Here is a 14371-nt window from a genome sequence, read left to right on the forward strand (position 1 = left end):
AAGATCTCTCTATGTCTGCACCTCGTCCTTCTATCGATCCGCCCAAAATCACCAAAACCCTTTGCCCCTATTGTGGTGTCGGTTGCGGGTTAGAAATTGTTGAAACCGTCGCTCCCCCCCATGCTAATTTTGCCGATCGCTTTAAAGTCAGAGGCGATCGCGCCCATCCCTCTAGCCAAGGCATGGTCTGTGTCAAGGGAGCGACTATTGCCGAATCCATTCAAAAAGATCGGCTACTGCACCCCATGATGCGCGATCGCCTTGATGCGGAGTTTCGCCAAGTGAGTTGGAACGAGGCTCTAGAGGCGATCGTCGATCGCATTCAACAAGTGCTAGCCACAAAAGGCGCTGATGCTCTCTGTATGTACGGCTCAGGGCAATTCCAAACCGAAGATTATTACATTGCCCAGAAGTTATTTAAGGGTTGTTTGGGAACGAATAACTTTGATGCCAATTCACGCCTCTGTATGTCTTCCGCCGTTTCTGGCTATGTTAAAAGCTTTGGCGCGGATGGTCCCCCCTGCTGCTATGAAGATTTGGATATGACCGATTGCTTATTTGCGATCGGGACTAATACTGCCGAATGCCATCCCATCATTTTTAACCGCTTTCGCCGCCATCACAAGAAAAATCCTCAGGTTAAGCTCGTTGTCGTCGATCCGCGCCGCACTCAAACTGCGGAGGTCGCCGATCTCCACTTGGCGATTCAGCCAGGAACGGATATCGATCTCTTAAATGGTCTTGCCCATCTATTGGTGCGATGGGGAAAATGCGATCGCGATTTCATTGAAAACCATACGACGGGGTTCGCTGAGTTTGCCGATATTATCCAGATCTATGAGCCCGAATTTGTGGCGCGTCGTTGTGGCATCAATATTGACGATCTTTATCTAGCGGCGCAATATTGGGCTGATGCGCCCAGAGTTCTATCCCTTTGGTCGATGGGTGTTAATCAATCGACTCAGGGTACAGCCAAAGTCCAATGCATCATTAATTTGCATTTACTAACCGCCCAAATTGGAAAAGCGGGATCGGGTCCCTTTTCGCTAACTGGGCAACCTAATGCCATGGGAGGAAGGGAGGCTGGAGGACTGGCGAATCTATTACCTGGATATCGTTTTGTGGCAAATCCTCAGCATCGCTCTGAGTTAGAAAAATTTTGGGGATTACCTTCAGGACAGATTTCCGATCGCATTGGTCGCACGGCTTGGGACATGATTTGTGGGCTTGAAGCGGATGAGGTGGGCTTACTCTGGATTGCGGCGACTAATCCCGCCGTCAGCTTTCCCGATCTAGAGAGAACCAAAAAGGCGCTCAGGCGATCGCCCTTTACCATTTATCAAGATGCCTATGATCCGATCGAAACCTCGACCTATGCCCATATTCTCCTGCCTGCCACCCAGTGGAGCGAGAAAACAGGCACGATGACGAATTCCGAGCGCTGCGTTACCCTCTGCCAAGCCTTTCACCCTCCCCTTGGCGAAGCGCGTGATGACTGGGCTATTTTTGCAGAGGTTGGTCGCCGCCTTGGGTTTGCCGATAAGTTTGACTTTCAAACCTCCGCCGAGGTGCATTCCGAATTCGTGCAAATCACCCGCGATCGCCCCTGTGACATGACGGGGCTCAGCCATGCCAAGCTGGCGGAGTTGGGAGCGATCCAATGGCAGGCTCCAGAGCAAAACCCTGAAGGCGATCGCTTACATAATAAGCGTCTCTACGGTGATTGGCAATTTCACACCCCTGATCGCAAAGCAAGATTTGGAGCCTATCATTCCCAAGGGGTATTTGAAACCGCTGACGAACGGTATCCGTTTATTTTGACTACGGGTCGGCTCTACGGACATTGGCATACCCAGACCCGCACGGGACGCATTGATAAAATCCGCCAGATGCATCCCCATCCCTTTATCGAAATCCATCCTCAGGATGCGGCAAAATTCAACATCAATACTGGCGATCTTGTAGAAGTGCGATCGCGACGGGGCGCTTCCAAATTTCCCGCACTGGTGACTGAAAGGATTTCCCGTGGCGTATTATTTGTGCCTATGCATTGGGGCGCACTCTGGGCAGAGAATGCGGAAGCCAATGCTCTCACCCATGCGGAAGCAGATCCCGACTCAAAACAACCAGAATTAAAGGCTTGCACCGTCGCAATTTCCTTAGCTCGTTGACATAAACCGCAAAAGAGGGTTGCCGCGCTCCGCGCGGTAACCCTCTTTTGGGATTTATGCCCTAGTAAGCAACACAATCTAACCAAAGATGAGAGCGGCGCAAAGCGCCGCTCTCATCTTTGAGTCAAGCCTTAACGGCTTTTTGATCGATGGGAATTTCAATAATAAATTCTGTACCTTTACCCATTTCAGAATTACATTTCAAAATTCCATTGTGAATTTCTTTAACCACTTGAAAGCTAATCGATAAACCCATCCCCGTCCCCTTGCCGACTGGTTTAGTCGTAAAGAAGGGATCAAACAGCCGCTTCTGAACTTCTGGCGGAATACCCTTAGCATTGTCAGCGATCGTAATTTTGGCATAGCAGTTGCGATCGATTTCCGTTTGGATTTTAATCGTGCTGACGCTCTGACTGACCTCCATCGGCGAGAGATCGAGAAGCTTCTCCTCGATCGCATCAATGGCATTAGAGAGAATATTCATAAATACCTGATTAAGCTGTCCCGCATAACACTCAATTTCAGGGAGATCGCCATACTCCTTAATCACATTGATCGCTGGGCGATCGGGACGGGCTTTAAGCCGCGCTTGCAAAATCATTAACGTACTATCGATACCATCATGGATATTGACAGGCTTTAAATTGGCTTCATCCATCCGCGAGAAATTACGCAATGAAATAACTATCTTTTGAATCCTTTCTGCGCCTACCTTTAGCGATGAGAGGATATTGGGTAAATCTTCCATGAGAAATTCTAGATCGATCGCTTCTTCTTCCTGATGAATTTCTGGTTCAGGATGAGGGTAGTACTTGCGATAAAGTCCGATCAAATTTAATAAATCCTGTGTATAGGTTCCAACATGGACGAGATTTCCATAGATAAAATTTACGGGGTTATTAATTTCATGAGCCACTCCCGCCACAAGCTGTCCCAAACTGGACATTTTTTCCGTCTGAATGAGCTGCACTTGGGTTTGCTTCAAACTACCGATCGCTTCGGACAATTCCTTAGTACGATCCTCTACTCGATGCTCTAGCTCTGAGGTCAGCAGTTGCATCGCCTCCTCAACCCTTTGCCTTTCCTCAATCTCCTGTTGTAATTGCAGATTTTGGCGATCTAGTTCTGCTTCTGCTAATTCTCGACTTTCTTCGCTGAGGACTAACAACCAAGTCCCCATCCCAATTAATACAGATAAAGGGGCGTATAGCTCTAATAAAACTCCGAGAAAGTCCGCACTGGAATTAATGGGGAAAGTTGGCGATTTCAGAATGCTATGGTAGTAAACCAAACCAAACACCACTGCGGCAATGCCTAAGAGCAATAGGAATATGCCGATGAACCTGACCAGTCTTACCCCTAACTGCGGGGAAAACTTTTTGGAAAAAACTGTACGGGCGATCGCTAAGGTCAAACTGCCAATATCGTCATCGTTAGTCTTACAACCGTCATGGCAACGCGCATCAAGACTACAACAAAGCGAACATATTGCCCCATCATAGACAGGACAATAGGCTGTATCCGCAGGTTCGTACTTTTGTTCGCAGATACTACAAGAGATCAGCGTGCGCGGATCGATCTTTTGCGATCGATAAACGTTTTGACGAGCAATATAGTATTTACCCTTAGTGGCGATCGCGATGATGGGTGAGAGCACAAAAGCAATTCCCATCGCCAGAAACGGGGCATAGGCTTGGGCATAGGCTCCTAAACAACCGACAAAGGCAACGATCGAAATAATCGAAGCAATAACCATGGAGCCAAAGCCCACAGGATTAAAGTTATAGAGGTAAGCCCGCTTAAACTCGATATAGGAGGGACTAATTCCCAAAGGTTTATTGATTACTAGATCAGCGACTACTGCGCCAATCCAAGCGATCGCCACATTAGAATAGAGCCCCAATACAATATCTAGGGTTTCAAATACACCGAATTCCATTAGCATCAAAGAAATTGACACATTAAAAATCAGCCATACTACCCGTCCAGGATGGCTGTGAGTCAATCTAGAAAAGAAATTTGACCATGCTAATGATCCCGCGTAGGCATTGGTGACGTTAATTTTGATCTGAGATACCAATACAAATAAGGTTGCCACGGATAAAACGACCCGAGGATCGGCAAATACATCCGCAAAGCCCGTCAAGTACATCTGGATTGGTTCCTTCGCATGGGTAGCCGTAATCCCATGATTAATGGCTAAAGATGCCAGAAAAGCACCTCCCAATTGCTTTGCTGTCCCAAAAAAAATCCAACCAGGTCCCGCCAAAATAACAGCAAGCCACCATTGCACCCGATTATGTTCTTGTTTTTCTGGTAAAAATCGTAAATAATCTACCTGTTCTCCGATTTGGGCAATTAATGAAAAAGATACCGTTGCGGCGGCTCCAAAGAGGATCGGATGAAAAGCAGCCCCACTGGGAGAGTTACCTGCAAAATTTACCCAGTTAGAGATTGCATCAGGCTCTTTGTTAATGATAAAAAGGAAAGGCGTAATCATTAATCCCAACCAAATTGGCTGCGTCCAAAGCTGCAACTGGTTAATCAGCGTAATTCCATAAAAAACAATCGGGATAATAATTACAGAGCAGAGAATATAGCCCAGCGCCAGCGGCAAATGAAAATATAGCTGTAAGGCTTGAGCCATAATTGCGGCTTCAAGCGCAAAGAAAATAAATGTAAAAGAAGCGTAAATTAGCGAGGTAATAGTCGAACCGATATACCCAAACCCTGCGCCCCTAGTCAGTAAATCGATATCAATATTATATTTAGCTGCATAGTAGGCGATCGGTATTCCCGACAGAAAGATAATCCCCCCGACTAACAAGATCGCCCAAAAGGAATTTGCAAACCCATAGCTTAGCAATAGTGAACCCCCTATTGCCTCTAATGCCAAAAAAGAAGTACCACCTAAGGCAGTATTTGCAACTAGGAATTCCGACCATTTTCTGAATGATCTTGGCGCGTAGCGAAGAGAATAGTCTTCTAAGGTCTCATTTGCTACCCATGTGTTATATTCCCTGCGTTCTTTAACAACTTTGCTAGTTGGTTTGGTATACATTCCTATCCCCATAAAAAACGTAGAAAAATTTTACCTTAAGCTAGGTAAGCTATTGGTAAATGTATAAATAATTACGAAAATTAAAAAAATGTTAAGGCTTTTATGCCTAACTTTAGTTCAAAAAGTCTCTAGATAAACCATGTAAACATTAATAAAATCAATAACTACAGAGCATTCACTCGTTTTGACGCTCTCCTTAATATAAATGATTATATGACGATCCCCTAATGATTTAGAAACAAGGCTCAGGTATGAGGCTCATCATCCAAAAGCAAGCCTAAGGATTGGCGTTGCAAATCAACGCCAATCCTTAGGCTTGCTTTTAGGCTTTATAAAATCGCTACGATCGCGATTATAAGTACTTGTGCAAAATAAATTACCAAAACCCGTAAAGTTGCGCCCCTAAGGGGCACAACTTTACGGGTTTTGGTTTGTAATTTATTTTGCCTAGCTATTAGCTACAGTCCCTTGACTTAGAACAGAATTGGCTGGCGGCGCGAAGCGCCGCCAGCCAATTCTTGGGGTTTATGTCCTAGTATTGAACTCAATAAACATTAAACAGGTTATGTTAAGTAACACCTTGTCAGAAAAGCTTGATCGCTTACGCCATATTTTCCGAGAATCCTCAGAAGTCCTTGTTGCCTATTCGGGCGGTATTGATAGTACCCTTGTCGCGAAAGTTGCCTTTGAGGTTTTAGGCGATCGCGCCCTTGCCATTACTGCTAACTCCCCCTCCCTATTGCCAGCCGATCTAATTGCGGCACAGGTACAAGCGGAATTCATCGGCATTAAGCATCAAACTGTCCAAACCGATGAGATGGATAATCCGAACTACACATCTAATCCGATTAATCGCTGTTATTTCTGCAAAAGCGAACTCCACAACAAACTCAAACCCCTCGCCCAAACGATGGGCTATGGTTATGTGGTTGATGGCTTAAATGCGGACGATCTGCAAGACTATCGTCCAGGAATTCAGGCGGCGAAAGAACGTGGCGTGCGATCGCCTCTTGCGGAAGTAAGCATTAGCAAAATAGAAGTACGGATGTTATCGCAATATTTGGGACTGCCTTGGTGGGATAAACCTTCGCAACCCTGCTTAAGCTCAAGATTTCCCTACGGTGAGGAAATAACGATCGAAAAATTGCGCCGCGTAGGTAACGCCGAACAATATCTCCGCGATCGCGGCTGGAAAGGTGATATCAGAGTGCGATCGATGGGAGATGTCGCCAAGGTGGAAGTGCCAAGCGATCGCCTACAGGAATTTATAAATGTCATGGCGATCGGCGATCTAACAAAGGTCTTTCGCGAGTATGGATTTAAGGCGATTACCTTAGATTTAGAAGGTTTCCGCAGCGGTAAATTAAATGATGCCATCATCCCGTAAAGCTCTCAAAAAGCGCTCAAATTGCTAAAAAGCCAACCAAACCGTCATTAGATTAATAAGTAATCCCAATTCACAAAAGTGTGGCAACACTTTTGTGAATTAAACACCAAACCCAGTAAGGTTTTGAGATTTCCAAAATGGCGTTGCCATTTTGGAAATTGGTAAGTAGTTAAGCATAATTAAAAACCAAAACCTAGAAGAGCGTACCGCCCGCGTAGCGGGCGGTACGCTCTTCTAGGTTTTAAGTTATCCCGAACTCACGTTAAAGCCCTAAAACCTGCGGCGCAGCGTACGCCGCAGGTTTTATACCAATTCACGAAAGTGTGACAACACTTTTGTGAATTAAACACCAAACCCAGTAACGTTTTGAGATTCCCAAAATGGCGTTGCCATTTTGGGAATTGGTTTTAGGGCTTTAATTGTGCTGAGGTACTTGTATATATATGTACATATATACAGATACAAGGGATATCACTATGCTTTGCCCCTTTTGTTTGTAATATCTCCTAATTTTTTTAAGATTTAGAAAAAAGTTTCAGTCAATTGATTAGAAATTCTTATACTTTAACTTTATGTGTTTTGCTTAACTTCTTAGTGATTCCCGTACAGTTACGATTTTTTGAATGAAAAAATCCGTATTTTGTTCATTATGAGCATATTTGTGAAAGAAGCTTAAAAAAAATTGCATAAATTGAATTTTAGTATCTATCTTCAGGTTGATTTCTGCTCATTTACGTCATTTTATTTCTGAAATCATGTCTTCACAAGGTTTGTATACAAACAAAGCTCAAGATAGATTGTAACTAAAACCGAAATTTTCTTGTGTATTGAGTCGTGATGCATATAAAAAATTTTTGGGCGCAAAAATGCCTATGTCTAAAGGCATACTTTTGCAGTCATTTTTTTGTAACCATCGGCACAAAGTTCCATTTTTATAAAGAATCCTAATGAGAAAGAAGCAAAATTTCGATTTTTAATAGGAAACAGACGCTCAAACCTTTACTGTATAAGGGTTTAATGGCTAAGTTGTTGTCATTTTGAATAACCATGTTAATCTGATTCACATGGACAAGATTATTTGCATTTTGTTCCTAGTTCGCAAAATTGCCGCAAAATTGTTTGTTAGTAATTTTGCTTGTAAGTCATTCTCAGTCAAGCTTCTATCGATTTTTTAGTCGTTTATCTTCATTTTCTGTTTTACCTATGCTTAATTGGAACTGGAGCTACAAGCTCTCTACCTCAGTAGTAGCTCTTGCTATCGTCTCAACCATCGCTAGCCCTAGCGCACAGGCTCAGTCTGAAGTCAAAGCTACTAATACATCTAATTCTTTATCAACTTCTCTAAAGGTGGGGGAAACCAGATCGCAGTCGTTGATTAGAACTAAAGATGATTCTATTGCCCGCATTCATACCCACATATTAAATGGTAGAAATGCTGCTACTGTCTATGTCCGTGGCATCCCTGTAGTTACCTATATAGATACGGAAGAATCTCCAAAAGTCGCATCTCCAGATAGTCAGATCAATACTCAGACTAATGCATTAAGTCCATCAAGATTTAAGGGAGAGACCAAGAAGAATTCTAATTCAGTTAAGTTACCTGCCAATAACACAAATAATCTGACCAACAGTCTTAACTTAGGGACAAATAATTCAGATAGTTCCTCAAATAGTTCGTCAAAATCCGCAGAGGATAGTGCAGAACGTCTGCTTAGCTCCTCAAATCCGATCGAACGTGCCACCGCCGCCGCCGCATTAATCAATCAGCTTAGCCGCGATGGAATTGATGCGAATAAGATTATTCCAGCTTGGAAAGATGGTAGCTATGTGATTAATCTGGGCGATCGCGCTACTCTCAAGTTTGACGATCAGGTAATTTTCCCAACCTCTTCACAAAATCAAGCGCAAAATCAAACGCAAGATGTATTGGAATCAGCAAATCTATTGCGTCGTCTTCTCGGTGGTGCTAATCCTGTATCGGAAATTAGCGATGCCCCAAATTCTAAATTTGCGCTCAAGTCCTCCTTTAATCCAATGCTGCATAGCCGAGTCGTGGGGGTAATGTCTGGCATGGCTTCATGGTATGGTCCAGGCTTTGATGGGAACTATAGTGCTAGTGGAGAGTTGTTTAATGCAAGCGATCTCACTGCCGCACATCCAAGTTTACCCTTCGGCACGCTTGTTCGGGTCGTTAATATGGACAACGGTCAGTCTGTGGTAGTCCGCATTAATGATCGCGGACCCTATGCCCATGGTCGAGTCATTGATATCTCAACGGCGGCAGCGAACGTAATTGGTTTGATTTCTTCTGGAGTCGCTCCTGTGCGCTTAGAAGTCCTATCTAAGTAGCTGGATCAAAACCTGCGGTGCACGCCGCAGGTCTTGGGGGTTTATCTTAACTTTTGTGAATTAATACCAATTTACGAAAGTGTGACAACACTTTTGTGAATTAAACACCAAACCCAGTAAGGTTTTGAGATTCCCAAAATGGCGTTGCTATTTTGGGAATTGGTATAACGTCAGTTCGGATTAAGCTGGCAAATCTTAAAAGCCCAAAAGTAAAAGCCTTGCGTAGCAAGGCTTTTACTTTTGGGCATTGAGCAAGGGTTTGCGTAGCAAACCCTTGCTCAATGCCCGTTTCAAATTATCCCGAACTCACGTTATAGCTACAGTCACTTGAATTAGGACAAATCAAACCCCAAGAATTGAGTGGCGGCGCGAAGCGCCGCCACTCAATTCTTGGGGTTTATGTCCTAGTACATTTGGCGATCGCTATAAATTAAAAGCGAAACCCAGTAATGGGTTTCAAAGCTCAAAATGGCATAGCCATTTTGAGCTTTGGTATAACCACGCTATAAAGAGCATATTCACTTCCGACAGGAGACAGTTATGCTTTTTATAGTGATTTTGTTGAGGTTGATTGTTTGATACAGCTATTTACGACGATCGCTTCGCTGCGTAACTACTTAAATACTCATAAATTAAAACAATCATTAGGGCAATCATCGGGACAAATGTCGGTGGGGCTAGTACCAACTATGGGAGCTTTGCACATTGGTCATTTAAGCCTAATCGATCGGGCAAGAACTGAAAATGTCTGCGTAGTTGTGAGTATTTTTGTAAATCCTTTGCAGTTTGGAGTGGGTGAGGACTTTGAAAAGTATCCCCGTACCCTAGAGGGGGATCTCCAGATCTGCGAGACAGCGGGAGTTGACGCAGTTTTTGCTCCAAATATGGAGGAGATGGGAATTATAAATGCTGAGCAAAATGCCGATTCAAATACCAAATCAAATGCCAAATCAAATGTCGAGGCAAACGCCAAGTCAAACAATAAGTTAACGGAGGTAATTCCCCCGTTAGAGATGATGGATGCTATGTGTGGTCGATCGCGGATCGGACATTTTCAGGGGGTAGCTACAATCGTTACCAAGCTCTTGAATATCGTCCAACCCGACCGAGCCTACTTTGGTTGCAAAGATGGGCAACAGTTGGCGATTATTCGGCGGTTGGTGAATGATTTGAATATGCCTGTGGAGATCGTGGGTTGTCCGACGGTACGCGAACCTAGCGGGCTAGCCTGTAGCTCTCGCAATCAATACCTATCCGCGAGCGATCGCGTTTTGGCGGTGCATATCTACCAAAGCTTGCTCCAAGCCCGACAGCAATTTTTTCTCTGTTACGAGCTTTGCTTGCCATCTCAAATTATCGGAGCCGCACAAAATTATTTAAACAAGCTACCTGAGATTAACCTAGAGTATATTGAGTTAGTCGATGCCAAGACGCTACAACCATGTACTCAAATTACGTCCGAATCAGAGTTAATGCTAGCGATCGCGGCTCGAATTGGAAATACACGCTTGATCGATAATATTTTGCTGAGTCATACTATTACACCTCGAAAACCAATCATCGCGATCGATGGACCTGCTGGTGCGGGCAAGTCCACTGTCACTAAGCAGGTAGCAAATAAATTAGGTTTGTTGTTTTTAGATACTGGAGCAATGTATCGCAGCGTTACGCTGGCGGTATTGCGAGAAGGTATCGATTTACGCGATCGCGACAAGGTGCAAGAGATTGCTGCCAAATCCAAAATTCAACTCTTTGCCAATCCGATCGCAGGCAAACCGATGCAGGTTTTACTCAATGGTGAAGATGTCACAACGGAAATCCGTACCCCTGAAGTAACGGCAAATGTCTCCTCGATCGCCGCCCAAGCTGGTGTCCGCGAAATTTTGGTCAAGCAACAACAAATGATTGGTCAGACAGGTGGGGTAGTTATGGAAGGTCGTGATATTGGGACCCATGTATTTCCCGATGCCGAAGTCAAGATCTTTCTGACAGCCTCAGCAGAAGAACGGGCTAAACGTCGTCAAGCCGATCTGATTGCCCAAGGTCAGGTAGCACCCGATCTTGCCACCCTCGAACGTGAAATTCAAGAACGCGATCGCAAGGACTCTACCCGCGACCATTCACCACTAGTCAAATCTGAAGATGCAACTTTAGTCAATACTGATGGTCTATCTATAGAAGAAGTGGTCGCAGCCATTGTAAATTTGTATGAACAAAAGGTACAAAACCCATGACCTGCTCTTTCTCTAAATCACCATTATTGGCGAGCTTTAAATCCCCATTCGTTAAATCCTCGCTTACCAAATTATTGCTTATCGCCCTTCCCTTGGCGATTATTCATAGCTCTCTGCCCCCCAGCCAAGCCCAACCTGCTAACTCAGCGCTGACGATCCGTGCTGACGTGCAGGAGGCAAACTCGATTACGGGAATAGTCACGGCAACGGGAAATGTAAAAATGACCTATCCCGCCCGACAGATTGATGCGATCGCCGAGCAAGCACAGTATTTTTCTAAAGAGCAGCGTGTAGTTTTGACGGGAAATGTGGTTGTCACACAGGAAGGTGTCAATAGCATCAAAGCCCAAACCATTACTTACCTAATCGGTGAGGGTAAATTTGTTGCCGTCCCACCGACTAACCAGCAGGTCGAAACCGTTTATGTCGTCCAAGACCGCGATGCTGTTAATGCCCCCGCAACTTCATCAACGCCTGTAACGCAGATCAAGCCTTCCTTCAAAAAACAGCAAGTTAGTCCTCCTATTTCAACAGTTGCTCCCGAAAAGTTACAACCAAAACCACAGGAAATTTTGCCTGATGGTAAATAGTTGATATTTGAAGACTTGATGTTTGAAGACTTGATGTTTAAAGACTTGATGTTTAAAGACTTGATGTTTAAAAGAGCAAAAAATGCTTTGTTGCACATAAGTTCAGTGTTACATTTTCAAACTTCCCAACCAAATTGAGCCAACCAAATTGAGTAATGCAAATCACCCTCGACAACGTTAGTAAAAGCTACAATGGCAGGCAAGTCGTTCAGCAAGTGAGCCTCACGGTCAAACAGGGGGAGATTGTCGGACTGCTAGGGCCCAATGGTGCTGGCAAAACCACATCGTTTTACATGGCAACTGGGCTAATTCAGCCCGATAGTGGTAGCGTTTGGCTAGATCAGCTAGACATTACCCGTTTGCCAATTCACAAGCGGGCAAGGATGGGCATGGCCTATCTCGCGCAGGAGGCTACGATTTTTCGGCAGTTAACGGTGCGGGATAATCTCCTGTTGGTGATGGAGCAGACCGCTGTGCCGCAGCAAAAACGTATTCATCGGTTGCGGACTTTGCTTGAAGAATTTCGCTTGACCAAAATTGCTGATACGATGGGAATTCAAGTGTCGGGGGGAGAACGTCGCCGTACCGAAATCGCCAGAGCTTTGGCTGTTGGTGAGGAGGGTCCCAAATTTATCCTGTTGGATGAGCCTTTTGCGGGCATCGATCCGATCGCTGTGGGCGAAATTCAGACAATTATTAGCAACTTGCGCGATCGCGATATGGGGGTGTTAATCACCGACCATAATGTGAGGGAAACCCTGTCGATCACTGATCGAGCGTATATCATGCGAGAAGGTGAGGTTTTTGCGGATGGTTCTAGCCGAGAATTGGCTGACGATCCCGACGTTCGCAAGTATTACTTGGGCGAAAAATTTCATTTTTGATTTTCTTCTAGATTCTGCGATCTTGCAACAATAATCGAACCAAAAACCTGTAATCTCGATAAAGGAAATGGCAACCTTACAAACGACTCACTCAAGGAAAAAAGTTACAAACGTGTCGCTAGGATGGCTACCGAAACTTTCGATCATGGATCGCTATTTAACTACCCAAATGCTAACCCCATTTTTATTTGGTGTGGGCGCATTTTCTTCGGTAATTTTAGCGATCGGCTCGCTCTTTGAGCTCATTCGCCTGATTACTGATGCGGGATTAAGTGTTTTCACGGCACTACAGATTTTTGGCTATCAGATTCCAGGATTCATGGTGTATTCTTTCCCCATGTCAATGCTGTTGGCGACATTGCTCTCCTATAGCCGCATGTCTGGGGATGGCGAGACGACGGCTTTACGCAGTTGTGGAGTAAGTGCTTATCGATTGGTTTTACCTGCGATCGTGCTGAGTCTATTTGTGACGGGCTTGACCTATGTATTTAATGAGGCGATCGTACCTGCGGCAAACTGGCAATCGCGGAGTACGCTACGGGCAGCCTTAAATCAGGAAAACGTTCAGTTTAAGAGCCAAGATATTTTTTATCAGCAGTATGGGGAAGTGCCGCAGGATGACGGCACAACTAAGCAGGGGCTAGTACGTAGTTTTTATGCCCGTAGCTTTGATGGTAAGGAGATGCGCGGTTTAACGGTTTTAGACTTTTCGCAGGGTCAGCTCCAGCAAATTCTGGCGGCAGAGTCGGCGGTTTGGATCCCTGAACAGAGCGTCTGGAAATTTAGCAAGGGTACGACCTATTTAATTGCTCCCGATGGAAATTACCGCAGTATCCTCCGTTTTGACGATCAGAATTTACGCTTACCTCGCGCTCCACTCGATCTCGCTCAAGAGCAGCGCAGTGCGGAGGAGATGAATATTGCCGATATTCGTCGAAATATCGATTTGTTGTCCCAATCGGGAAATACCAAGGAGATCCGCAAGCTAGAGGTCAGGCTGGAACAGAAGTATGCCTTGCCTTTTATCTGTGTAGTATTTGCTCTGGTCGGTGCATCCCTAGGGATGCGTCCGCAACGAACGGGTGCAGCGATCGGATTTGGTTTGAGCGTGTTGATTATTTTTGGTTATTATCTCTTGCTATTTATCTGTGGCGCTCTCGGTCAAGTGGAGTTTCTCTCACCACTCTTGGCGGCTTGGTTGCCTAATTTAATTGGCATTGCGGCTGGTATCACGATCCTCATGCGGGTGACATAATCGCGATCGCTTTTACCTAATTCCTATGAAGAGGCTCTCAATGATGTGCGATCAGCGCTCTTGTTTCATGGGGAAATTTTTGGGCGATCGCTTTTAGAGTCTAAGTCTTCAGTTCTCTATGGTCAGACAAAATGCTGATAGAACAACAACTCCATTAACTATGCCAAATTATAAGCTGATTAAGGGTTCTACTCTCAGAAGTATCTGTACTCAATCGGGAATCTCGCGGGATTATTTTATTGCTGCTTATGAGAAGGCATAAACATGCTTTCATATTTTCGTTGTAAGATCTAAATTATGAGAGATCTAACCCCTTACTTTTCACGTCATCTTTGAAAGGTAAACGAGAAGGGGGTTTCAGGTAGATGGTACGGATGGGGTTAAAGTAGTAAAAAGCAAGTAAAAGTAGGGAAGAAAAATGATGAACTGGTGGGACAAGA

The 14371-nt window shown here is 44.7% G+C and carries 8 protein-coding genes and 1 pseudogene; 8 read left to right on the forward strand and 1 reads right to left on the reverse strand.

The features are described 5' to 3' along the window. Positions 1-11: 11 nt before the first annotated feature. Complete coding sequence (locus tag PseudUWO310_RS18510) at positions 12-2171, forward strand: molybdopterin oxidoreductase family protein (RefSeq protein WP_142603896.1); 2160 nt, start codon at positions 12-14, stop codon at positions 2169-2171. 124 nt (positions 2172-2295) lie between these two features. Here PseudUWO310_RS18510 and PseudUWO310_RS18515 read toward each other — a convergent pair whose 3' ends face one another. Beyond that, positions 2296-5232, reverse strand: a complete 2937-nt coding sequence (locus PseudUWO310_RS18515; protein ID WP_142603898.1) for an ATP-binding protein — start codon at positions 5230-5232, stop codon at positions 2296-2298. A 565-nt stretch (positions 5233-5797) separates the two neighbouring features. Between PseudUWO310_RS18515 and larE the strand changes: the two genes are divergently transcribed. From larE to PseudUWO310_RS24000, 7 genes and pseudogenes are all read left to right on the forward strand, one after another. After that, a complete protein-coding gene (gene larE, locus PseudUWO310_RS18520) occupies positions 5798-6619 on the forward strand; it encodes an ATP-dependent sacrificial sulfur transferase LarE (RefSeq protein WP_055077337.1) in 822 nt (273 codons plus the stop codon). 1203 nt (positions 6620-7822) lie between these two features. Beyond that, entirely contained in the window at positions 7823-8968 is a 1146-nt protein-coding gene (locus PseudUWO310_RS18525; protein WP_142603900.1) for a septal ring lytic transglycosylase RlpA family protein, read from the forward strand. Positions 8969-9546: 578 nt separating this feature from the next. Next, positions 9547-11202 carry a bifunctional pantoate--beta-alanine ligase/(d)CMP kinase gene (locus tag PseudUWO310_RS18530; RefSeq protein ID WP_142603907.1) on the forward strand — a complete coding sequence of 552 codons (1656 nt, stop codon included), beginning with the start codon at positions 9547-9549 and terminating at the stop codon, positions 11200-11202. Then, positions 11199-11792 carry an LptA/OstA family protein gene (locus PseudUWO310_RS18535; RefSeq protein ID WP_142603902.1) on the forward strand — a complete coding sequence of 198 codons (594 nt, stop codon included), beginning with the start codon at positions 11199-11201 and terminating at the stop codon, positions 11790-11792. Before PseudUWO310_RS18530 ends, PseudUWO310_RS18535 begins: the two co-directional genes overlap by 4 nt. A 155-nt stretch (positions 11793-11947) precedes the next feature. Next, positions 11948-12676: an LPS export ABC transporter ATP-binding protein gene (gene lptB, locus PseudUWO310_RS18540; protein WP_142603905.1), complete on the forward strand. Its 729-nt coding sequence runs from the start codon at positions 11948-11950 to the stop codon at positions 12674-12676. Positions 12677-12743: 67 nt separating this feature from the next. After that, complete coding sequence (locus PseudUWO310_RS18545; RefSeq protein WP_009626133.1) at positions 12744-13931, forward strand: LptF/LptG family permease; 1188 nt, start codon at positions 12744-12746, stop codon at positions 13929-13931. 60 nt (positions 13932-13991) lie between these two features. Next, positions 13992-14193, forward strand: a pseudogene (locus PseudUWO310_RS24000) (type II toxin-antitoxin system HicA family toxin). Positions 14194-14371: the final 178 nt, after the last annotated feature.

Source organism: Pseudanabaena sp. UWO310 (assembly GCF_006861605.1).
Lineage (GTDB): Bacteria > Cyanobacteriota > Cyanobacteriia > Pseudanabaenales > Pseudanabaenaceae > Pseudanabaena.